The 21810-nt window shown below is 60.4% G+C and carries 24 protein-coding genes and 1 riboswitch; of the genes, 10 read left to right on the plus strand and 14 right to left on the minus strand.

The features are described from left to right. Positions 1-134: 134 nt before the first annotated feature. From ACJ8M3_RS18860 to ACJ8M3_RS18870, 3 genes are all read left to right on the plus strand, one after another. Positions 135-3182, plus strand: coding sequence for an autotransporter family protein (locus ACJ8M3_RS18860; protein WP_089197336.1), 3048 nt, complete (start codon positions 135-137; stop codon positions 3180-3182). 181 nt (positions 3183-3363) lie between these two features. Then, positions 3364-4167, plus strand: coding sequence for a YPO3983 family protein (locus ACJ8M3_RS18865; protein ID WP_089197335.1), 804 nt, complete (start codon positions 3364-3366; stop codon positions 4165-4167). Continuing rightward, on the plus strand, positions 4160-4612 hold the full coding sequence (locus ACJ8M3_RS18870) for a DUF943 family protein (protein WP_089197334.1): 453 nt from the start codon (positions 4160-4162) through the stop codon (positions 4610-4612). Before ACJ8M3_RS18865 ends, ACJ8M3_RS18870 begins: the two co-directional genes overlap by 8 nt. A 117-nt stretch (positions 4613-4729) precedes the next feature. Here ACJ8M3_RS18870 and rluF read toward each other — a convergent pair whose 3' ends face one another. Further along, positions 4730-5599 (minus strand): 23S rRNA pseudouridine(2604) synthase RluF, encoded by an 870-nt coding sequence (rluF, locus tag ACJ8M3_RS18875; RefSeq protein ID WP_047574034.1) that lies wholly within the window; start codon positions 5597-5599, stop codon positions 4730-4732. Between the two features lie 272 nt (positions 5600-5871). Here rluF and ACJ8M3_RS18880 point away from each other — a divergent pair, with 272 nt between their 5' ends. Genes ACJ8M3_RS18880 through ACJ8M3_RS18890 form a run of 3 tightly spaced genes read left to right on the plus strand, consistent with a single transcriptional unit; the run spans position 5872 to position 7095 of the window. Continuing rightward, the gene (locus ACJ8M3_RS18880) at positions 5872-6405 is read left to right on the plus strand and encodes a type IV secretion protein Rhs (RefSeq protein ID WP_089197333.1); all 534 of its coding nucleotides are present in this window, start codon (positions 5872-5874) and stop codon (positions 6403-6405) included. Positions 6406-6413: 8 nt separating this feature from the next. Further along, a complete protein-coding gene (locus ACJ8M3_RS18885) occupies positions 6414-6794 on the plus strand; it encodes a putative T6SS immunity periplasmic lipoprotein (protein WP_049866702.1) in 381 nt (126 codons plus the stop codon). A gap of 55 nt (positions 6795-6849) precedes the next feature. Then, positions 6850-7095 (plus strand): DUF1158 family protein, encoded by a 246-nt coding sequence (locus tag ACJ8M3_RS18890; RefSeq protein ID WP_047574036.1) that lies wholly within the window; start codon positions 6850-6852, stop codon positions 7093-7095. Between the two features lie 21 nt (positions 7096-7116). On the opposite strand, the gene ACJ8M3_RS18895 is transcribed toward ACJ8M3_RS18890, so the two are convergent. Beyond that, complete coding sequence (locus ACJ8M3_RS18895; protein WP_042785200.1) at positions 7117-7566, minus strand: winged helix-turn-helix transcriptional regulator; 450 nt, start codon at positions 7564-7566, stop codon at positions 7117-7119. Positions 7567-7661: 95 nt separating this feature from the next. Between ACJ8M3_RS18895 and ACJ8M3_RS18900 the strand changes: the two genes are divergently transcribed. Then, positions 7662-8885: an MFS transporter gene (locus ACJ8M3_RS18900; protein ID WP_089197332.1), complete on the plus strand. Its 1224-nt coding sequence runs from the start codon at positions 7662-7664 to the stop codon at positions 8883-8885. On the opposite strand, the gene ACJ8M3_RS18905 is transcribed toward ACJ8M3_RS18900, so the two are convergent. Next, on the minus strand, positions 8882-9307 hold the full coding sequence (locus ACJ8M3_RS18905) for a GNAT family N-acetyltransferase (protein ID WP_033644074.1): 426 nt from the start codon (positions 9305-9307) through the stop codon (positions 8882-8884). The two genes, ACJ8M3_RS18900 and ACJ8M3_RS18905, sit on opposite strands and share 4 nt — an antisense overlap. A gap of 142 nt (positions 9308-9449) precedes the next feature. Then, a riboswitch (TPP riboswitch) is annotated at positions 9450-9546 on the plus strand. 35 nt (positions 9547-9581) lie between these two features. Between ACJ8M3_RS18905 and thiM the strand changes: the two genes are divergently transcribed. The 3 genes from thiM to ACJ8M3_RS18920 all read left to right on the plus strand — a co-directional run bounded on the left by thiM (position 9582) and on the right by ACJ8M3_RS18920 (position 11715). Next, positions 9582-10373: a hydroxyethylthiazole kinase gene (gene thiM / locus ACJ8M3_RS18910; RefSeq protein WP_033651555.1), complete on the plus strand. Its 792-nt coding sequence runs from the start codon at positions 9582-9584 to the stop codon at positions 10371-10373. Further along, positions 10373-11173 carry a bifunctional hydroxymethylpyrimidine kinase/phosphomethylpyrimidine kinase gene (thiD, locus tag ACJ8M3_RS18915; RefSeq protein WP_025303881.1) on the plus strand — a complete coding sequence of 267 codons (801 nt, stop codon included), beginning with the start codon at positions 10373-10375 and terminating at the stop codon, positions 11171-11173. Before thiM ends, thiD begins: the two co-directional genes overlap by 1 nt. 83 nt (positions 11174-11256) lie before the next feature. Continuing rightward, positions 11257-11715, plus strand: coding sequence for an inhibitor of vertebrate lysozyme family protein (locus ACJ8M3_RS18920; RefSeq protein ID WP_033644072.1), 459 nt, complete (start codon positions 11257-11259; stop codon positions 11713-11715). A gap of 39 nt (positions 11716-11754) precedes the next feature. Here the strand turns inward: ACJ8M3_RS18920 and gutQ are convergent, their stop codons facing one another. The 11 genes from gutQ to ACJ8M3_RS18975 form a co-directional block, all read right to left on the minus strand. Continuing rightward, the gene (gene gutQ / locus ACJ8M3_RS18925; RefSeq protein WP_033644071.1) at positions 11755-12726 is read right to left on the minus strand and encodes an arabinose-5-phosphate isomerase GutQ; all 972 of its coding nucleotides are present in this window, start codon (positions 12724-12726) and stop codon (positions 11755-11757) included. Next, positions 12719-13492 carry a glucitol operon DNA-binding transcriptional repressor SrlR gene (gene srlR / locus ACJ8M3_RS18930; RefSeq protein ID WP_033644070.1) on the minus strand — a complete coding sequence of 258 codons (774 nt, stop codon included), beginning with the start codon at positions 13490-13492 and terminating at the stop codon, positions 12719-12721. The genes gutQ and srlR overlap by 8 nt, the downstream gene beginning before the upstream one ends. Before the next feature lie 83 nt (positions 13493-13575). Further along, the gene (gene gutM / locus ACJ8M3_RS18935) at positions 13576-13932 is read right to left on the minus strand and encodes a transcriptional regulator GutM (RefSeq protein ID WP_004941515.1); all 357 of its coding nucleotides are present in this window, start codon (positions 13930-13932) and stop codon (positions 13576-13578) included. Positions 13933-13978: 46 nt separating this feature from the next. Further along, positions 13979-14758 carry a sorbitol-6-phosphate dehydrogenase gene (srlD, locus tag ACJ8M3_RS18940; RefSeq protein WP_033644069.1) on the minus strand — a complete coding sequence of 260 codons (780 nt, stop codon included), beginning with the start codon at positions 14756-14758 and terminating at the stop codon, positions 13979-13981. Positions 14759-14768: 10 nt separating this feature from the next. Beyond that, positions 14769-15131: a PTS glucitol/sorbitol transporter subunit IIA gene (gene srlB / locus ACJ8M3_RS18945; protein WP_004941520.1), complete on the minus strand. Its 363-nt coding sequence runs from the start codon at positions 15129-15131 to the stop codon at positions 14769-14771. Between the two features lie 22 nt (positions 15132-15153). Next, the gene (gene srlE / locus ACJ8M3_RS18950) at positions 15154-16137 is read right to left on the minus strand and encodes a PTS glucitol/sorbitol transporter subunit IIB (RefSeq protein ID WP_042785195.1); all 984 of its coding nucleotides are present in this window, start codon (positions 16135-16137) and stop codon (positions 15154-15156) included. A gap of 15 nt (positions 16138-16152) precedes the next feature. Beyond that, positions 16153-16701 (minus strand): PTS glucitol/sorbitol transporter subunit IIC, encoded by a 549-nt coding sequence (gene srlA / locus ACJ8M3_RS18955; protein WP_004941528.1) that lies wholly within the window; start codon positions 16699-16701, stop codon positions 16153-16155. A gap of 236 nt (positions 16702-16937) precedes the next feature. Beyond that, the gene (fbaB, locus tag ACJ8M3_RS18960; protein ID WP_015378749.1) at positions 16938-17987 is read right to left on the minus strand and encodes a class I fructose-bisphosphate aldolase; all 1050 of its coding nucleotides are present in this window, start codon (positions 17985-17987) and stop codon (positions 16938-16940) included. Positions 17988-18193: 206 nt separating this feature from the next. Beyond that, entirely contained in the window at positions 18194-18880 is a 687-nt protein-coding gene (locus ACJ8M3_RS18965; RefSeq protein WP_197775914.1) for a GntR family transcriptional regulator, read from the minus strand. A 98-nt stretch (positions 18881-18978) separates the two neighbouring features. Next, positions 18979-20310: an MFS transporter gene (locus tag ACJ8M3_RS18970; protein ID WP_089197331.1), complete on the minus strand. Its 1332-nt coding sequence runs from the start codon at positions 20308-20310 to the stop codon at positions 18979-18981. Then, positions 20291-21796, minus strand: a complete 1506-nt coding sequence (locus ACJ8M3_RS18975; RefSeq protein WP_089197330.1) for a mannitol dehydrogenase family protein — start codon at positions 21794-21796, stop codon at positions 20291-20293. Before ACJ8M3_RS18975 ends, ACJ8M3_RS18970 begins: the two co-directional genes overlap by 20 nt. Positions 21797-21810 lie beyond the last annotated feature (14 nt).

Genomic DNA, 21810 nt, shown 5'->3' on the forward strand with positions numbered 1-21810 from the left:
GGGCAATAAGCTTTTGCTTCGACGATCAATAAACCTGCGTGCGCGGAATAACGCCTCATACCTCCTCTAGCGCATTGAGTTTTCTTATAACAATACATTCCGCGACATCACGCTAACGAGTACGGAGATAGCCCGTGAATGACACGACATCGCATTCTTTAGCGGTTAAAACACCGCTTTCCAAACTTTACCTCGCTCTATTTTCCGCGCCGCTGTTGATGCTGGTGCCCGCCGATATCGCTCGCGCAGACGATGCCATTTTTGACGGCGACTCAAAAATTACCGAATCATTGGCCTACACCGGGGACGTTTACGTCGGCCGTAACCAAAGCGGCAACCTGCTGATCGAGAATGGCAAGATCAGCGCCTATAACATCAATATCGGCCGGATGTTCAACGGCCAAATTCATGACAGCGTAGTCACGGTCCGCGGGCCGAACGCCGAGCTGAATGCGGTGAACGATCAGTTCGTGCTGCGCGGCGGCCTCAATCTGGGGCGGGGCACTTTGCGGGTTGAAGACGGTGCGCTGGCCAGCGCGAAAGAGATCGTGGTCGGCACCACCCGTGGCTATGACAGCCACCTTATCGCCACCGGCGCCGGTTCTCGCGTTACCAGCAATTTTCTCAGCGTCGGCACCGATCTGGGGGCACGTTCCACGCTGGCGATTGAAGACGGCGCGGTGCTGAACACTGCCTTTGACGCACGCATCGGCAATGGCAGCGGGCCGGGTGAGACCGATACGCTGAGCCCGAAAGCCACGGTCAAGGGGGACAATTCCCAGTGGAACGTCGGCCGTGCGCTCACGCTCTACGGCGATCTGGACGTGCTGAACGGCGCTGCGGTCAACGTCGGTAATATTCAGGTGGCGGGCGTCTCGGGCGCGCGTAAAACTGCCGAGCTGACGATCGCCGGCAACGGCTCACGGTTTACCAGCGGCAGCAGCGTCAACGTCGGCGATTACGGCAACGGCGTGTTGGCGGTCATGGACGGCGGGACATTCTCCGCCGGCGGCAACGAAGTGGTGCTGGGCAAGACCGGTTCCGGCTCGAACCGCGGCGCGCTGATTATCGGCAGCCGCGGCAATATGGACACCGGCACCGGGTTAACCGAACCGACGCTCGGCGCGGCGGGCGCTGCAGGCACTATCGATGCCCAGACGGCGATCGCCCTGCGAGGCGGATTGTTCCGCAGCTATGTGTACTTTAACCATACCGACGGCAATTACGTTTTTAGCAACAAGATGAGCGGCGAAGGCGAGGTGATCAACAGCGCCGGGCACACGACGCTGAACGGCGATCTCTCTGAGCTGCAGGCGAACGTCACCGCGCGCGGCGGCAAGCTCATCATCGCCAGCGACATCAATACCCAGAAAGAAGACGACATCTTCGAGATCCAAACCCTCGGCGCCGAGAACGGCGGCACGCTGATCCTTAACGCGACGGCGGGCACCGACGTCAATAACGGGCTGGGCTACAGCAGCGCCGCGTCGATCAAGGCCGGCGGCACGCTGGGCGGCAACGGCACGCTGGGCCAGACCGAGATCCAGTCCGGCGGCCATATCTCGCCCGGCGACGGCAATATCGGCACGCTGACGCTGAAACGCTACCTGAACTTTATCGGCGAATCATTCTATGACGTCGATATCGCCGGCGACGGCCGCAGCGATCAACTGCTGGTGGCGGGCAAAACCACCATCAGCGATCGGGCCAAGGTGCAGGTTACGGCGCTGGATCCGCAAACCAGCTATAAAACCGGCCAAAGCTACCGCATTCTGACCTCGGACGGCGGTATTGACGGCCAGTTCGCGTCGGCGGTCTCCAAGTCTGCCTTCCTCGATGTGGCGTTAAAACACAGCGCCAACGCCGTGGATCTGACCATCGCGCAGAAAGACACCGGCGGTGAAAACCCGGGCGGTGAGAATCCGGGTGGGGAAAATCCAGGTGGTGAGAATCCGGGCGGAGAAAACCCTGGCGGTGAGAATCCAGGGGGCGAGAATCCGGGCGGAGAAAACCCAGGCGGGGAAAATCCGGGGGGCGAGAATCCAGGCAGCGGCAAGCCGGGCATTTTCCAAACGGTGGCCGAGAGCGGCAACCAGTGGAATACCGCCGGCGCGCTCTCCACGCTGGCGCAGCGCGGTCCTTCACTGGCGCTGTACAACTCGCTGCTGCTGCTGAGCGCGCCGGAAGCGCGCGAGGCGTTCAATCAGCTGTCCGGCGAAGTCTATCCGTCGATGCAGTCTAACCTGATCGCCGGCAGCACCCAGCTGTTCAACGTGCTGAACCAGCGCATGCTGCGCCTGTTCGACAATGACAGCCTGCCGATACCGCCGTTGGCGATGTCGCTGGTGCAACCGGCGCAGGCGCAAAACAGCGGCGTCTGGGGCCAGACCTTCAGTTCCTGGGGCAGGAACAGCGGCAACGGCAACGTGGGCAAGCTGGATGGCAACACCACCGGCTTCCTGTTGGGGGCGGATCGCAAGCTGGCGGACCGTAACGTGCGCATCGGCGGTTACTTCGGTTACAGCCGCGGCGATTATGACGTCGACAGCCGCCGCTCCAAGGCCGATACCGACAACTACCACCTCGGCCTGTATGCGGCCGGGCAACAGGATGCGTTCTCGCTGCGCGGCGCGCTGGGTTACACCTGGCACAAGATTGAAGGCAAGCGCAACGTCGATTTCAGCGGCTTCTCGGATCGGCTGAAGTCGGATTATGACGCGAACTCGCTGCTGGCGTTCACCGAAGCGGGTTACCGTTTCGGCCAACCGGAGATGAACGTCGAACCGTTCATCAACCTGAGCTACATCCGCCTGCATACCGACAGCTTCCAGGAGTCGGGTGGCGCGGCGGCGCTGAGCGTGCGCAATGAAACCATGGACACCTTCTACTCCACGCTCGGGGTGCGCGGCGTGACTGAACTGCCGAAGAACGTCAGCCTTTACGGCTCGCTCGGCTGGCAACATGCCTACGGCGATAAGAACACCTCATCGCGCATGGCGTTTGCCGGCAGCGACGCGTTCGTCACTCAGGGCCAGGCCGTGGATGACAACGTGATGGTGGGCGATATCGGCGTGAGCGTGAAGCTGTCGCGCGCTGCGACGCTGGATGTTGGCTATCAGGGGCAATTCGGCGCCGATACCCGCGTCAATTCGGTCAACGCCAACCTGCGCTGGTCGTTCTGATTTTTCCTCTAGACTTCTCTGGTACTTGCAGGCCCGCTTGATGCGGGCCTTTTTTATGGTGGGCATTAAGTTTCCCGTGAGCCTGCGTAAGGGGGCGCTAAGACATTTCCCGATATGAGCAGGGCGGGATTGTCTGTATGATTAATGCTCTTCTTGGTATGGGCAAGGGACTGATTTTCCAATGCGTGAATTGACAAGGCCGTTAACGATTTTCACCAGTAAGAAGCCTTTTAACGACCGTTTTGCGGATGATATGCAATATGGCGATATGGATGAACGTACACTTAAGCAACGGTATCGCTTGGGGCAAGTATCAACGTTTATCGATTGGAGTACTTATAAATCGCCCTATGATCATCCGGCAACGCGAAATATTCCGGCAGCAGGAAAAGAAAAGGCGGTTGCCATGCTTTTTGATGAGCTGAGAGCTGCATCGAGATACTTTTCTTTTACTAGCGTTTATCAAGGCTTGATAGTTAAGCTTTTCAATCATATGCAGTGCAATAACGGAACTGACTTTCAAGATGTTCAAATGGATTTAGCCTATAAAAGGCTGATACTGAGCGATAAATCAGAAAATAGTACGCTAATTCGAATTAAAAGTGTTCTCGACACCTTTGACTTTAACTCATATCGGCTGAATAAAGAGGCATTTGCTCTTCAGTTATCACAGAGCCGTTTGCCAAAGTATGTCCGCTGGGAAGACTGCATAAATGGAATGGGAGTCAGTGTGCATGAGGTCAACAGTACAGAGATCAGTGTTGATTCTTTGGTTTTTCAAGGTAATAGATATACTGCCGTGATTAGCTATAAAGCTCAGGATCATTTTGGATTGGATAAAGAAGATATTAGCAAGTTAACGTTTAATTCTTTTGGTTTTTTCAGGATTTGGTTTGTACTTCAAAGGTATAAAGAGTTCGCGTTTAGACCCTTTTTCACCAACTTTGGCGCGAAGATAATAGTGACAGGTGAAAACTATGCTTAACAAGAAAAAGGTTGCGTTCTTTTCTTTGGTTGCCGTAGCGGCTTTTTGGTTGGTTTGGGTGCTTGTCAGGCCGGCTAATGTTGTGCGGGTTGATGGTGCTGCTGTTTATGTTCAATACCTTCCGTTGACCACGGAAGATAAAATATCTTGGTGGAATGATAATAAAGATAAACTTCAGGAAAAATATCATATTATCAAAGACGAGAGTCACTTTACCGTTGCCGTAATGAATTTTGATGGCTATGTTGCCGCTCCGACGGGTAGCAATGATGGAAGTGTTGATGACTATCATTGTTTTGCCGAGGGCGATGCCAAGAACAAATGTATCTATAAGGATATAGCGATGATTATTAATGGTGATGCTAATAAAAGGATTTTTATCAGTCTGGATGGGAAGACTTTTGCTCAAGAGCCTGACGGTAAGACCACGCTGTTAAAAAAATAGTGACTCTTACTCTTACCCCCTGATTTTTCCTCGTTTTCAATCAGACTCGTCTAGGTGGTGGTCAGGATTTCGCCCTCGCCAAGCCCGCGCAACGGCGGGCTGAGCAGGGAAGGACGTTTAACGCCCTTTTTTCTTGCGTCCTGGCTGGGTAAAGCGCTTGCGGCCGGCCGGCGCAGCGGTTTTATCGGCGCTTTTCGGTCCGCCGGCGCTCGGTTTTTTCGCCGGGGAAGATTTGGCCGGGGCTTTCTTCGTCGGTTTAGCCTCGGACGAAGAGCCTTCAATCAGCTTGAACAGCTCAATCAGCTCGTCATCGGTCAGATCGCGCCATTCGCCCAGCGGCAAGCCTTTCAGGCTGACGTTCATGATGCGCGTGCGTTCCAGCTTGGTGACCTCATAGCCGAAGTGTTCGCACATGCGGCGGATTTGGCGGTTCAACCCCTGCACCAGCGTGATGCGGAACACGAACGGCGCTTCTTTCTTCACCTTGCACTTTTTGGTCACCGTGCCAAGCATCGGCACGCCGGCGCCCATGCCGCGAATAAACTCGTCGGTCACTGGCTTGTTGACCGTCACCAGATACTCTTTCTCGTGATTGTTGCCGGCGCGCAGGATCTTGTTGACCAGGTCACCGTGGTTGGTCAGAAAGATCAGCCCCTGCGAATCCTTGTCCAAGCGGCCGATCGGGAAGATGCGCTTGCTGTGGTTGACGAAGTCGGTGATGTTGTCGCGCTCGCCGTCCTCGGTGGTGGTGACGATGCCGACCGGTTTATTCAGCGCAATCAGCACCAGATCTTCTTCATTGCGCGGTTCGATCAGCTGACCGTTAACCTTCACCACATCGCCGGCAAATACCTGGGCGCCAACGGTGGCGCGTTTACCGTTGATGAAAACGTTGCCCTGTTCGATGTATCGATCGGCGTCGCGGCGTGAGCAGATACCGCTCTCGCTAATGTATTTGTTCAGACGAATGGATGAGTTAGTCAGCATGGGATCTCCGTAAAACGCGGACTATACATTACCCGGATGGCGCTGCGAAGCGAATCATGCAGGGGGGGCTGGATACGCGTATCCTGACCACGGTTGCTACAAAGGTATTTGCAATATTTTTTTCGTTTAATTAATTATAGAAAATCGATGGGGATTTCCCTGAAAGTCATTCAAGTTATAAATGGATTATGCCAAATGCAATTCTTTAAGAGTTCATGTATAGATTCATTTTAAAAAAGTATTAGGATATCGATAAATTCAAGGAGGGATAAATGAACGCATTGGCCGAAGAAGGGACATTACGACGTATGACCATAGGGGAAATAAAATTGGCTCGCCATATATATGGAAACTCAATTATATATGGTCGTGTATGGATACACTGTGATAGCTATTTCCCGTTTGGCTTACAAAACAAAAGTTATGCCATGGCACCTAATGGTGAGTTATGGTTACGGAGGGAGCTCTATAAAGACGATTTTTCTGATAATAGGGTTCTGATAGAAGATAAACATCTTTTCATCCATGAATTGGGGCATGTATGGCAACATCAGCATGGACAATGGGTAAGAATGCGTGGGTTGTTTAGTTGGGCGGCTGAGTACAACTATCGTCTTGATAGAAATAAAATTACTGATTACTCGCTGGAACAACAAGCTTCGATTTTTGCTGATTACTGGCTGCTGTTGGTTTATGGTATTGAAACGTGGCGTTATTATCAACGTCCTGGACGAGTGGGTAGGTACAGGGGAACCGATAGTTTGCGTGACATTCATGCACTTTATCAAAAAATTATTAGGGGATGAGAGGGAGCATGAAAAAATATGTGGTTCTATTCACGGCCTGCTTCTTGGTCGGCTGTCCGGGGCCTGGCGATAAGTTTACTCCGCGTTTCCCCGCCGTCGTCACTGCCAAAGATAACCATGTCTGCATTCTTTCTTCTATGAAGGCGGGGGATAATATCCGCTTCGTTCAGATTTATAGCGAATCAGGCGATAAGCTCATTAAAGATATCGATAATGACGCTTTTTTTGTTGAACCGGGGAGGTGCATGCCGGTATTCGACTATGCTTTTCGGCCAGGGAGGCGCTATTCCGTCGCCTACGATGTACAGACACCCGAAGGTTCGCATTTGATTACCGCCGCATTCATGGTTGTCTCCGACGAACGGGGCAACCTGAGGGTTAACGATTAACGTATGTTCTTAGGTTCAGTTTGTTGGGCTGCGTTAGGTTGTAGAATGAAAGGCTATGAAAAAATTTGCCCTGTTGCTCGCTAACGTATTGGCTGTTGTTGGGCTGGCTGTGCTGACAATAAAGCCTTTTCCTGTACCCAGGCTAAACCAGAATCAAACCGCTTGGCTGATTGACGCCAGTGAGTTTTTTCATTTTAACGATACGGAATGGTTTGGCGCGCTCGTTTTTGGCGCGGTTTATTTGTTGGCTGGATGTCTGGAATGGTTCTTTATCCGCCTAATCTTTCAACGGGTGAGCTGAGGACACCGTCATTAACTCTCATCACCGTTCCCCCACCTTCACCACCCGGGTGTTAAGCGGGGTGAGCGTTTGCCCGGCGTTGCCGATCGGCGTCAGGCGCGGCACGGGGCGGCCGCTGTCGCTTTCCACCAGCGTTGAATGCGCTTCTCCCTCGGCGAACAGATGATCTTCCCCCCACTGGCGCAGGCCGACGATCACCGGAAACAGCGCGCGGCCTTTCTCGGTCAGCACATATTCCTGATAGGCGCTGCCGTCCGCGGCGGGCACGATCTCCAGCACGCCGTGCGTCACCAGGGCGCGCAGCCGGGTGGCAAGAATGTTCTTCGCCATCCCCAGCCCTTTTTGAAATTCGCTGAAGCGGGTGACGCCGTCGAAGGCGTCGCGCACGATCAGCAGCGACCACCAGTCGCCAATCACATCCAGCGTGCGCGCCACCGGGCACGGCGCGTCTTCCAGGCTCTTACGTTTCACGACGATTATCTCCTGCTGCACATTCTGGTTGCATTATAAAACCTCTGCGCCTAAAGTTCATTGGGTTTAATAATGAAACCACATTGAGGTGTACGATGAGCGACAAACTGCTGGCTCCTCCCTGTGCGGCATTGGGGCGCCTGCCGGCCGCCCTGGTGCTGCTGTTGGCCGCCGCCAGCGCCTTTAGCGTGGCCAACGTTTACTATGCGCAGCCGCTGTTAGACGCCATCGCCCGCGATTTTTCCATCAGCCTGGCGGCGGTCGGCATGGTGATCGCCGTGACTCAGTTGGGCTGCGCGCTGGCGTTGCTGTTGGTGGTGCCGCTGGGGGATCGGTTGAACCGGCATCGATTGCTGGCGGGGCAACAGCTGGGGCTGATCGCTGCGCTACTGTTGGTGGGCTGGGCGCCCAGCGCGCCCTGGCTGCTGGTGGGGATGATGCTGGTGGGGCTACTGGGCACCGCCATGACGCAGGGCCTGATCGCGTTCGCCGCCGCCCTGGCGCCGCCGCAGGAGCGCGGGCGGGTAGTCGGCGCGGCGCAGGGCGGGGTGGTGCTGGGGTTGCTGCTGGCGCGCACCTTGTCCGGCGCGCTGGCGGACGTTGGCGGCTGGCGCACGGTGTACTTCTTCTCCGCCGGAGTGACGTTGGTATTGCTGCCGATCCTATCGCGCCTCCTGCCAGCGCCACGCACCGTTCCCAGCACGCTGAGTTATCCCGCGCTGCTGGGTTCAATGTTGAGCCTGTTGCTGCATGACCGCACGCTGCAAATTCGCGGCATGCTGGCGCTGCTGATGTTCGGCGCTTTCAGCCTCTTTTGGAGTTCGCTGGTGTTGCCGCTGAGCCGGCCGCCGTTCAACTTCACCCATGCCGCGGTGGGAGCGTTCGGCCTGGTCGGCGCGGTGGGCGCGCTGGCGGCGGTGCGCGCCGGGCATCTGGCGGATCGCGGGTTGGGGCAGGCGGCCAGCGGCGCATGTCTGCTGCTGTTGACGCTGGCCTGGCTGCCGCTCGGTTTGCTCGGCAGCGGCCTGGTTTGGCTGGTGGCGGGCATCGTGCTGCTGGATCTGGCGGGCCAGGCGATCCACGTGCTGAACCAGAGCATGATTTTCAGCGCGCACCCGCAGTCGCACAGCCGGCTGGTGGCCTGCTACATGCTGTTTTACGCCGTCGGCAGCGGGCTGGGCGCCTTTGCCGGCACCCATGTGTACGCCTGGGCGGGCTGGAGCGGCGTCTGCTGGCTGGGGGCGGGCGTCAGCCTGAGCGCATTGCTGTTTTGGCGGCTGACGCTGCGCGGGATGCCGGATGCGGCGGGTAAGGGCTAGCGGGCCGGTGAGTGCATCAGGTAATAATCTTCTTCGCCGTCGTTGCCAGTGGAGATGATGCGCCAGCCGTGCTTGCGGTAGAACGCCAGCGCTTTTTCATTTTTCACCAGGCATTTCAGCGAACCGGTGGCGGTGAAGGTGGCTTGCGCCGCATGCAGCAGCGCACTGCCGACGCCGCGCGGCGGCTGATGGGGATCGACATACAGGTTATGAATGAAGTTATCTTCGCGGTAGACGGAGACGAATCCCAGCAGCGCGCCGCCGTCTTCCGCCACCCAAATCGCTTCGCCCAGCGTCGCGCCGTCGAAATCTTCCAACTGATAGTTTGAGGTATCGCGCCAGCCGAACGCCGCCTTGCGCGACGCCAGGTACAGCGTGCGCAGGAAGGGGCGATCGGTCTCTTGGTAGGGTCTTATCTGCATGGCATCTCCTGGTGGTTTGTGCTCACTATAGCGCATTGCGCGGCGTATGCCCGCTGGGCCAATTTAATCGCTTGTTTGTCCGCGCCGCCGCTGGCATGATCCCCAGTAGGGATTAACGCAACGTTGATCACAACCTATTGATTTTCATGACTCGGGGTGCCCTTCCGCGTGAAGGCTGAGAAATACCCGTATTACCTGATCTGGATAATGCCAGCGTAGGGAAGTCACGGCCGCTCAACCGGCGCCGCCTTCTTGAACGCCGGTTGGGAGGAATATGATCGCTCGACCTGATGCACTACCCGGCGCCCGCGCCGCGGCCTGCCTGACCCAATTCCAACAGCGGCCTCCGCTGATCCACTGCCTGACCAACGAAGTGGTGCAGTCGCTGACCGCCAACGTGCTATTGGCGCTCGGCGCCTCTCCGGCGATGGTGGTGGAGCCGCAAGAGGCGGCGCAGTTCAGCGCGCTGGCCGACGGCCTGCTGATCAACGTCGGCACCCTCAACGCGCTGCGCGCCGAATCGATGCGGGCGGCGGTGGCCGCCGCCAATCGGGCCGGTAAGCCCTGGACGCTGGATCCGGTGGCGGTCGGCGCGCTCTCCTACCGCACCGCCTTCGCCAAACAGCTGCTGGACGAGAAACCGGCGGCGATACGCGGCAACGCCTCGGAAATCATGGCGCTCAGCGGGTTGCTGGCCAGCGGCCGCGGCGTGGATAGCGGCGACGACTCGCTGGCGGCATTGCCCGCCGCGCGTGAGCTGGCGCAGCGCAGCGGCGCGGTGGTGGCGGTCACCGGCGCGGTGGATTACGTCACCGACGGCCAACGCGATTGGGCGATCGAAGGCGGCTCTCCGCTGATGACGCGGGTGGTGGGCACCGGCTGCGCGCTGTCGGCGGTGGTGGCGGCGTTTTGCGCCCTGCCGGGCGATCGCCTGGACAACGTGGCGACCGCCTGCCGGGTGATGTCCCACTGCGGCGGCCTTGCGGCCAGGCAGGCCGCCGGGCCGGGCAGCTTTACGCCGGCGTTCCTCGATGCGCTGTATCAACTGCGCGGGGAGGATCTGTGATGAAACGCATTAACGCCCTGACCATCGCCGGCACCGATCCCAGCGGCGGCGCCGGCATTCAGGCCGATTTGAAGGCCTTCTCGGCGCTTGGCGCCTACGGCACCTCGGTGATCACCGCGCTGGTGGCGCAGAATACCCGCGGCGTGCAGTCGGTGTATTACATCGATCCGGCGTTCGTCGCCGCGCAGCTGGACTCGGTGTTCAGCGACGTGCGCATCGACAGCGTCAAGATCGGCATGCTGGCCAACGCCGACATCGTGCAGGCGGTGGCCGAACGGCTGCGCCATTACCGGCCGGAGTTCGTGGTGCTGGACACCGTGATGCTGGCGAAAAGCGGCGATCCGTTGCTGGCGCCGGAGGCGGTGGCGTCTATTCGGCGCGAGCTGTTGCCGCTGGTGTCGATCATTACGCCGAACCTGCCGGAAGCGGCGGCGCTGCTGGCGTGCGCGCCGGCGGAAGATGAAGCGCAGATGCGCGAGCAGGGGCGGGCGCTGCTCGCGATGGGCTGCCGGGCGGTGCTGATGAAGGGCGGCCACCTGAGCGAAAGCGAGAGCCCGGACTGGCTGTTTACCGCCGAAGGCGAGCAGCGCTTTACGGCGCCGCGCGTCGCCACCCGCCACACCCACGGCACCGGTTGCACGCTCTCGGCCGCGCTGGCGGCGCTGCGCCCGCGCCATGCCGACTGGGCGGCCACGGTGGCCGCCGCCAAGGACTACCTGCAACACGCGCTGCAACAGGCGGACACGCTGGAAGTGGGGCACGGCATCGGGCCGGTGCATCATTTTCACGCCTGGTGGTGAGTCAACTTTTTGCCGCAACCGTGGTCTGACTAGTTCAGGCCCGGTTTACGGGCGAAACCTGATTTAACCTAGGGAGAAGGACTATGACGGGACACCAGGCGCTGCGTTGCGCCCTCTTCGGCGCACTGCTCAGCTTCAGCGCGGGCAGCTTCGCTCAGCAGATCGTCACCACATCGGATTTGATTCAGCAGCCGGGGTATCAGGCCAGCTGGCAAAACATGGTCAAAGGCCAGGCGCGGATGCCGGGCTGGGCGCGCAAGGGCGTCGGCACCTCTACGCCGGCGCAAAACTTGAGCTGGAAGGGCAAAGAGTATCTGGTCGGCAACCTGTGCAAGCCGCACGACTGCGGCAACAACTTTTTGATCGTGGCGTTCAGCGCGGACAAATCCCAGGCCTGGGGCGTGCGGGTGGAAGTGGAAGATCGGCCGGAAGCCGTCGATCATCCGAAGAAATACGCCAAGTACCAGTGGCTCGGCAAGCCGGATGACGACATGAAAGCGCTGCTTAAGCAGCAGTTCGAGAACAATCCCGACTGGAAATGATCTGACCGGGGGCGCTGACGATGCCGCCCCCGGCGTTGATCAGCCGATGCCGGCCTGATGCAGATCGTGCAGGTTGAGCGCCCCCACCAGCACGCCGTCCATATCGACCACCGGGGCCGCGCTGATGTGCTGTTCGTGCAGCGCTTCCAGCGCTTCGCCGGCGCGCCACTGCTCCGGCAGCCGATAGCCGGGGCGGGTGATCGCCGGGCTGAGCGGGTCCTGCAGGCTGTTGCCTTTCACCAGCCAGCGGCGCAGGTCGCCGTCGGTAAACACGCCCACTACCCGCTGCTGCGCGTCGCACACCGCCACCAACCCGAGCCCGGTGCGGCTCAGTTCCAGCATCGCTTCCATCACGTTGGCGCTTTCGCTCACGCGCGGCAGGCGATCGCCGGTGCGCATCAGGTGATGCACGCGGTTCAACAGGCGCGCCCCCAGGCTGCCGCCCGGGTGCGAGCGGGCGAAGTCTTCCGCATTGAAACCGCGCTGGCGCATCAGCGCCATCGCCAGAGCGTCGCCCATCATCAGAGTGTTGACCGCGCTGGAGGTGGGCGCCAGCCCCATCGGGCAGGCTTCGCGCTCGACGCCGATATCCAGTACGCAGGCCGCGCCCTGCGCCAGGGGCGATTCTTTGCCGCCGGTGATGGCGATCACCGGAATGCCGTTCTCCGCCAGCAGCGGCAGGATCAGGTCCAGCTCTTTGGCGCGGCCGGAATAGGAGATGAACACCACCACGTCCTCGGCGCCGATCATGCCGAGATCGCCGTGCAGCGCCTCCGCCGGATGAACGAAGAACGACGGCGTGCCGGTGCTGGCCAGCGACGCGGCGATTTTTTTGCCGATATGGCCGGACTTGCCGATGCCGGAAATCACCGCTTTGCCGCGGCAGTTCAGCAGCAGCTCGCAGGCGCAGACGAAATTGTCATCCAGGCGCGCCAGCAGGCGCTGCGCTTCGGTCAACTCGATCTCCAGCGTTTCGCGGGCGAAGGCGAGCAGGGCGTTGGCGTTACTCATCGGGGTCTCCTACCAGAATGATATTGATGCCTTTCGCCTGCAGGGCGGCGAGATAATCGGGGTTGATGTCTCGGTCGGTGATCAGCGTATCGACGGCGCTGAGTTCGCACACCACGTTCGGGCTCTTGCGGCCGAATTTCGAGGAGTCCACCAACAAAATAATGCGGCCGGCGGCTTCGCACATCGCTTTGCTGACGTTGTGCACTTCGTTGAAGGTGGTGACGCCGGCGTTGAGATCGACGCCGTCCGCGCCGATAAACAGCTTGTCGAAGCTGAATTGCTGAAACGCCGATTCGGCCAGGCTGCCGTGGAACGAGGCCGATTTTTTGCGGTAGGTGCCGCCGGGCATCAGGATGGTCTGATCGTTATCCAGCTCCACCAGCGCGTTGACGATGGTCAGGCTGTTGGTCATCACCGTGATGTTATTGAACTGCGCCAGGTGCGGCACCATCTGCAGCACCGTGCTGCCGGCGTCGAAGATCAGCGAGTCGCCGTCGGCGATCAGCGCCACGGCGGCGCTGGCGATGCGGCGTTTTTTCTCGGTGTTGATATGGGTTTTACGGTCGATCGGCTGATCGCCGTCGTCGCGGCTGAGTACTACGCCGCCGTAGGTGCGGATCACCTCGCCTTCTTCTTCCAGCAGGGTGAGATCTTTGCGGATGGTGGTGCCGGTAGTGGAGAAATGCTCGGCCAGGGCGTCCACTGCCGTTTTGCCATGCTGCTGCAGATATTCAAGGATAGCGGCCTGCCGCTGCTTTGGTTTCATCGCGATTCCCGTTCACAAGAGTGGGGCATTTCCCCTCGCTGAATAATTCACTATGAAAGGTAATGCCTTTTAATGTGAAAATATCACGATTTGGGTTCAATCGCTAACGATAGTGCAGACTGGCATGCGCGATCCTCGGGGAAGATCACATCCGGGCGCAAATCCCGTTGATGCAAACCGTGCAAATGAGGCAGCGGGCGGGGCCGGGCGAAAACGGTCAGGCCGCGCAGCAACAGGCTGCCGCACACCCGCCGATCGGCGTCGAAGGCCAGCGCCAGCACCACCCGCGGGCGAAAACGGCCGCCGGAGCGGCCGACGCCGACGGCGCCCAGTCGGCATAAGCCGTCGAAGGCGCGGTTAAAACGTTGCAGTTGCCACCAGCCGAAGGCGATTTGCAGCAGCCAGGCCAGCAGCGCGAAGGCGATCAAAGCTTGTGTCATGGGGTTCTCCTTATGCCCCCTTCCGCGGAAGGGGGCGTCGGTGGCGTCAGAACATCACCTGGCCGCCGGTGATGTTGATCGATTGGCCGGTGCAGTAAGAGGCCTTATCGCTGGCGTAGAACAGCAGGGTGTTCAGCACGTCCTGGTAGTCGCAGCCGCGCTTCAGCGGCACTTTGTCGATGTAGTACTGCTCCACCTGGTCCGGCGCGATGCCCAATTTTTGCGCGTACTGCGGCAGCAGCGACTGAAACATCGGCGATTTCAGCAGGTTGCCGAGCATCAGCGAATGCACGGTAATGCCGTATTCCGCCAGATCGAGCGCCAGCGACTGCGTCAGCCCCACGCCGCCGAATTTGGCGGCGCTGTAGCCGGAGTTGTGCTTGCTGCCGACCTTGCCGGACTTGGAGTTGATCTGAATGATGCGCCCGGCGATGCCGTCGCGGATCATCAGGCGCGAGAACTCGCGGGCGCAGAGGAAATAGCCCACCAGGTTCACCTGCAGCGAGCGGTCGAAGTCGCCCAGCGGGAAGTCGGTGATCGGCGCCGCCTTGGCGATGCCGGCGCTGTAGACCAGCAGGTTGGTTTGGCCAAACTCCCGGTCAACCGCCGCCGCCAGCGCGATCACGCTCTGCTCGTCGGTGGCGTCGGCCTGAAAACCGCAGGCGCTGCCTGCGCCGTACTCTTCGTTGATCTGCCGCGCCACCCGATTGGCGTTGTCGGCGTTCAGATCGGCCACCGCCACCCGATAACCGGCCTGCGCCAGCCCGTGGGACAAAAAGGCGCCTAACGTTTGGCCGCCGCCGATCACTACAGCTACTTCAGACATGGTCTACTCCTTATGCGATAAATGACAGCGTGCTGCCCAACGGGATATCGGTCGGCGTCGGGCCGGAAACGTGGATCGAGCCGGGGAATTCGGCTTCGGCTTCGCCGTCGAAGCGCACGGTGATGTGGCCCAGTTCGCGCAGATTCTGTGTGGCGACGCTGCCGACGGCGGTGATGGCGTAGCGCTGCTGCGCCAGTTCCATCACGCCGCCGACCTGCAGCTCACCGGCGGTCGCGCCGTGGCGGTGGATAAAGCAGAACTCTTCGATATCCGCCGGCGCGCCTTCCCGGAAAGTGATCAGCATGTTGTCCAGCAACGCGTCGCGGGCGCAGCCGCCGATCTGCGTGATGGTGGTATGAAAAATGGTGTGCATAAACGTCTCCCTGGGAATCAAATTATTGATAAATAAAGGCCGAGGCGGCCCAGGCGATCAGGACCGTTGGCGCGCCGGTCAGGAAGCGGCCGACCAGCACCGAGGGCACGCCGACCCGCACGGTGTCCTGCTTGGCCTCCGCCAGCGACAGACCGACCGGAATGAAGTCGCAGGCGGCCTGCGCGTTGATGGCAAACAGCGCGGGCAGCGCCAGCTGCGGCGGAATATGGCCGAGGCCGATCTGCACCCCGACCAGCACGCCGATCACCTGGGCGATGACCGCGCCGGGGCCGAGGAACGGCGACAGCAGCGGGAATGAGCAGATCAGCGCCAGCGTCACCAGGCCGATCGGGCTGTTGGCCAGCGGCGTCAGGCCGTGAGCGATAAAGTCCCCGAGGCCGGAGGCCATGATGATGCCGATCAAGGCCGAGACGAACGCCATAAACGGCAGAATGGTCTTCAGCACGGTGTCGATAGTGTCGCGCCCGGCCTGGAAGAACACCGCCACCACCGATCCCATGCCCATGCCGACCTTCGCCAGCAGCCCGTCGCTTTGTTCGGTGATCTTCTTGCTGGTGTCGTAGTCGCGCGCCTTGGGCGGCGCTGCAACGGCGGCGGCGGCGGGTGGGTTCTCCGTCGCGTCGATTCGGCTGATGTTGTGGTCGCGCACGCCGGAGACATAGATGTCTTCGAGGATAAACTGCGCCAGTGGGCCGGACTGGCCGGTAGCGTGGATGTTGACCGTCGGAATGCGGCGTTTCGGGTACAGGCCGCAGCGCAGGGTGCCGCCGCAGTCGATCACCGCCACGCCGATCTCTTCCGCCGGCGGCTCGCCCTCTTTGAAACCGTCGACGGCGGGCCAACCGGTCAATTCGCTGAGGCGATCGACGATGGAAGGCCGGGTGCCGGCGGTGATGTACACCACTTTTTTGCCGGGTTCTATCGGCAGTTCCAGGGGGCCGCCCCAGCCGCTGGCGCCTTTTTCAATACGGATATAAGCACTCATGCTGCACTCCACGAATTAAAGTTGCACCTGGCGATCCAGACGGATGCCCATCTTGCGTTCGAACAGACTGGTGGTGAGATCGGTGACCCAGCCGCGGAAGAAGTTGGTGAACAGCCCCACCAGGAAATAGCTCACCGCCAACGGGCCGAGCGGCAGGCCGAGGGTGGTCAGGCCGCTGGCGATGCCGAGGTAAACGAACAGCTCGCCGGGGTTGATGTGCGGAAACAGGCCGTTCATCGAGTGGCAGCTGTAGGAGGCCGCCGCGTAGTAGCTCGGCTTGTATTTCTCCGGCATGAAGCGCCCCAGGCTGAGGGTCATCGGGTTGCAGAAGACAAAGGTGCCGATCAGCGGCAGCAGCAGATAACGCGAGACGGGGTTGCCCGCGCAGCGCTGCGCCAATCGTTCGATACGTTCCTGGCCAACAAATTTGATCAGCGCGTTCATGATAACCAACAGGCTGATCAATAAAGGCAAAATGCCGGTCACCATGCCGACAAACACTTCACCGCCTTTTTGAAACAGGCCGATAAACCACTCGGCGCCGTGGGTGATTAGCTCAATCATTATGTTCTCCTGTAATGGACTGATATGGCCTGGAGCGAACGGCGGCTCTGTCGCCATGGGCCTTACAGTAGTCACTTTGTTGGGCTATTTGTTTTAAATAGATCACAATTTGAAAGATAAATATTTTATTTTGAAAGTTTAAAGTGAAAGAAAGAGAAGGTGAACGGCGCGAGAGGCGGGATAACGGGCACAAAAAAGCCCGGCGAACCGGGCTTTGGGACAGGCGGTCTGTCACATCAGGCGATGGTGACCTTCTTGTCCAGGTAGGCGTCTTGTACGGCGTTGATCAGCGCCACGCCGTCTTTCATCGATTTCTTAAACGCTTTACGCCCCAGGATCAGGCCCATGCCGCCGGCGCGTTTGTTGATCACTGCGGTGCGCACCGATTCCTGCAGATCGTTCTCACCGGCGGCGCCGCCGGAGTTGATCAGCCCGGCGCGGCCCATGTAGCAGTTGGCCAGCTGGTAGCGCACCAGATCGATCGGGTGATCGGTGGTCAGCTTGGTGTAGACGCGATCGTCGGTATAGCCGAATTTCACCGCGCGGTAACCGCCGTTGTTTTCGGCCATTTTCTGTTTGACGATGTCGGCGCCGATGGTGGCGGCGATGTGGTTGGCCTGGCCGGTCAGGTCGGCGCTGGAGTGGTAGTCCACGCCGTCCTTGTTGAACGCCGGGTTGCGCAGATAGGCCCACAGCACCGTGACCATGCCCAGCTCATGCGCGCGCTCGAAGGCGATCGAGATCTCTTCGATCTGGCGGCGCGACTGCTCGGAGCCGAAGTAAATGGTGGCGCCAACCGCCACTGCGCCCATGTTGAACGCCTGCTCGACGCTGGCGTACAGGGTCTGGTCGTACTGGGTCGGGTAGCTCAGCGTTTCGTTGTGGTTGAGTTTGACCAGGAACGGAATTTTATGCGCATAGCGGCGCGATACCGACGCCAGCACGCCGTAGGTGGAGGCGACGCAGTTACAGCCGGCTTCAATCGCCAGCTCGACGATGTTCTTCGGATCGAAATACAGCGGATTGGCGGCGAACGAGGCGGCGGCGGAGTGCTCGATGCCCTGATCGACCGGCAGGATCGACAGGTAACCGGTGCCGCCCAGGCGGCCGTGGTTGAACAGGGTTTGCATCGAACGCAGCACGCTGTTGGGGCGGTTGTTATCGATCATTACGCGGTCGACGAAGTCGGCGCCCGGCAGGTAGAGATTCTCGGCGGGGATAGTGGTACAGCGGTGTTGCAGCAGATCTTCCGCTTCCTTTCCTAGCAACTGCACAATATCAGTCATGATTCACTCCCGATTAAGCTTCTTCATACACCGGCAATGCAAGGGTTTTTGACCACCGGCGTAGTAAAAAAGCGGTGATTGAAGCTGTAAAGCGATGCTACCGAACTTGATCCGGCAAGGACAAACAATAGATGCGATTGAGAGGAAATGCCATTGGCGTGGCCAAATACGCGGGGGCGATCGCCCCCGGCTTGCTAAGCGGTTGATTATTCGATCTCGAACCACGCGGTATTCTGTTGGGAGATCGGGGTGATGGAGTAGATCATCTCCTGCAGATGATCGTGGATGGCGCGCTCCGCCGCCTCGGCATCGCGCGCTTTCAGCGCTTCGTAGATGCGGTAGTGCTGCTTGATCAGGCTCTCCGGCGGCGAGACTTCGCTCAGGCTGAGGAAACGCACCCGATCCATGGTGGCCTTGATGGTTTCGATGGTCTCCCACGCCAGCGGGCAGTCGGCAAACTGGGTCAGCAGCTGGTGGAATTCGTCGTCCAGCGCCAAAAACTCGCGCGTTTGCCCGTTCTGCGCCGCCAGCGCCTGGCGGTGCAGGTTATGCTCCAGCGTCATCAGCTGCGCCGGGTTGGCGCGCTCGGCCGCGCGGCGCACGATGGCGCATTCCACCGCCTGACGGATAAAGCGCCCGTCGGCCACGCGCTTGGCGGAGATTTTCATCACGAAGGTGCCGCGCTGCGGCAGGATCTGAACCAGGCCGGCCTCCGCCAGCTTGATGAAGGCTTCGCGTACCGGCTGGCGCGAAACGCAAAAGCGGGTGGAGATCTCTTTCTCGGACAGCAGGGTGCCGGGGGGGATGGTGCAGTCGACGATATCCTTGCGCAGGAAGCGATAGATCTGTTGGTTGACCGGGACGTTGTTGGTGAGACTGTACGTTTCAGACATGGCGACAATCAGGCATCTGGCTGGAATTCGAATGCCACCATACTAGCAGATTATTGGTTAAGGGCGGGTGGATAAATCTACCCGCCGGGCAGGGTAACTCAGTGATGCCAATCCTGATATTCCTGCTTGCGCCGCCCTGGCGCGGTTTCCGGCATCAGGCTCAGGCCGATGGCCGACACCACGCCCAGCACCATCATGTACCCTGCCAGCCCGTAGTAGTGGCCGCCGGTCACCTGCAGGATCTTCACCGCCAACAGCCCGAGAATGCCGCTGCCGATCAGCGAGCCGATCTGCCAGATCAGCGCGATGCCGCTGCAGCGCACGCGGGTGGGGAACAGCTCCGGGAAGTAAGAGGCCTGCGGCGCGTAGCACATGCTGTGGCCGAAGGTCAGCACCACGATCATGGCGATCTGCGTTACCCAGAAATTATCGAGGTTGATCGCCATAAAGAACGGCACGATGCATACCACCTGCAGCAGCGCGCCGGCGATGTAAACCGGTTTGCGCCCCAGTCGATCGGAGAGGCGGCCCATCAGCGGAATGGCGAAAATCTCCAGCAGCACCGCCACGATCATCGCCTCCAGCAGAATGCTTTCGTTGAGGTGGTTGGCCTTGCCGTAGGCCAGTACGATCACTGTGAACATGGCGAAGGCGCAGGCCTCGATCAGCTTGGCGCACACCCCTTTGCCGATAAGGCCGGGATAGCGGCGGGCCACTTCCACCACCGGCCGGCTCTCCACCGCCTTGGTGGCGCGGATCTGGGTAAACACCGGCGACTCGTCGATCTTCAGGCGAATAAACAGCCCGACCAGCACCAGCAGCAGGCTGAGCAGGAACGGAATGCGCCAGCCCCAGTCCAGCATCTGCGCCGGCGACAGCACGGCGGTCAGCAGCGCGAACAGCCCGGACGGCAGCAGGAAACCGGCCGGCGCGCCGATCTGCACCCAGCTGGCGTAGAAGCCACGCCGCGGCGGTGGCGCGTATTCGGCGGTCATCAGCACCGCGCCGGCCTGTTCGCCGCCGACGCCGAAGCCCTGCAGCACGCGGATAAAGATCAGCGCGAGCGGCGCCCAGATGCCGATCTGCTCATAGGTGGGCAGCAGGCCGATGCAGAAGGTACCGAGGCCGACGATCAGGATGGTGATCACCAGCGCCTTCTTGCGGCCGACCTTGTCGCCGATGTGGCCGAACACGATGCCGCCCAGCGGACGCGCCAGGAAACCGACCGCGTAGGTGGCGAAGGCCGCCAGCGTGCTGATCAGCGGATCGGCGCTGGGGAAAAACAGCTGGCCGAAGAACAGCACCGCGGCGGTGCCGTAGGCGAAGAAATCATAGTATTCGGCGGCAGTGCCGATGGCCGACGCGCTGGCGACGCGCCGCAGCAGCGGTTGATTGCCGGTATTGACGGCGTTATGCGTGGTGATGGTCATCGGAAACCTCCCGGTCGGTAAGCGGCAGAGCGGCGACGGCGGCTTTGGCCCCCAGGCTCAGCAGTTGATGATAAGCGTGGCTGACGGCGTTGACGAAGTCAGGTGAATCGGGCAGATCGTGGCCGAAGACGCTGTCGAGTTGCAGCAGCGCCAGGACGCGGGGCCGGCCTTCCTCGCTGCCGGCGACCAACGCGGCGAGGCGTTCGCGCAGCGGATCGCTGATGGCGATCGGCGCGCCTTGTTCATCGCGGCCGCCGACGTAGCGCATCCAGCCGGCGACGCCCAGCGCCAGGCAGTCGAAGCGGCTGCCGCGCGCCAGATGCCAGCGGATCGCGTCCAACAGCCGCTGCGGCAGCTTCTGCGTGCCGTCCATGGCGATCTGCGCGGTGCGGTGCTTCAGCGCGCGGTTGCGGTAACGTTGCAGCAGCGAGTCGGCATACTGCGCCAAATCGACGTTCGGCACCTGCAGGGTCGGCGCCTGTTCCGCCAGCATCAGGTGACGGGCGGCGCGGACAAAATCCGCATCTTGCATGCAGTCGCCAACGTGCTGATAGCCGGCCAGATAACCGAGATAAGCGAGGAACGAATGGCTGCCGTTCAGCATGCGCAGCTTCATCTCCTCGTACGGCAGCACGTCGCTCACCAGTTCGGCGCCGACCTTTTCCCAGGCCGGGCGCCCCTGGGGAAATCGGTCCTCAATGACCCACTGGCTGAACGGCTCGCAGGCCACGCCGACCTCATCCTCGGCGCCGCCCAGCCAGGCGTGCAACTGTCGGCGGGTCTCCGGCGTTACTGCCGGCACAATGCGATCCACCATGGTGGAAGGGAAGGCGACCTCTTGACGCACCCAGTCGGCCAGCGCCGGATCCTGCCGCTGCGCCAGCTCGAGCAGCACCTGGCGCGTGACCCGGCCGTTGGCCGGCATGTTATCGCAGGACATCACGGCGAACGGCGGCAGCCCGCGTTCACGGCGCAGGCGCAGCGCCGCCAGCAGCAGCCCCGGCGCCGACTCCGGCTGTGCCGGGTGGGCGATATCATGCGCGATCGCCGGGTGTTCCGCCATCAGTCGGCCGCTGGCGGGGTGGTGGCAATAGCCCTTTTCGCTGATGGTCAACGAGACGATGGCGATCTCGGGCTGCGTCAGCGCCGCCAGCACTGCCGCCAGCCCGTCGGTTTGCAGGTGCAGCGCCTGGCGCACCACGCCGATGACCCGGCCCCGCCAGCCATCGTCGTCCATCTCCGCCACCGAGAACAGCAGATCCTGTTGCTGCAGGTCGGCGATCTTTTGCCAGCCGTGCTGCATGCTGATTTCGCAGTAGCCCCAGTCACTGCCGTGCTCGCTGGCCAGCCTGTCGGCGTACATCGCCTGGTGCGCGCGGTGAAACGCGCCGAAGCCGATATGCGCCATGCGCGGTTTCACGCGCTCACGTGCGTAGCCGGGCCGGATAACGGCGGCCGGCAGCGCGCTGCGGTCGGAAAGTCTCATGTTCAATGTCCCTG

The sequence above is a fragment of the Serratia sp. CY55921 genome (assembly GCF_052167655.1).
Taxonomy (GTDB): Bacteria; Pseudomonadota; Gammaproteobacteria; order Enterobacterales; family Enterobacteriaceae; genus Serratia; species Serratia ureilytica.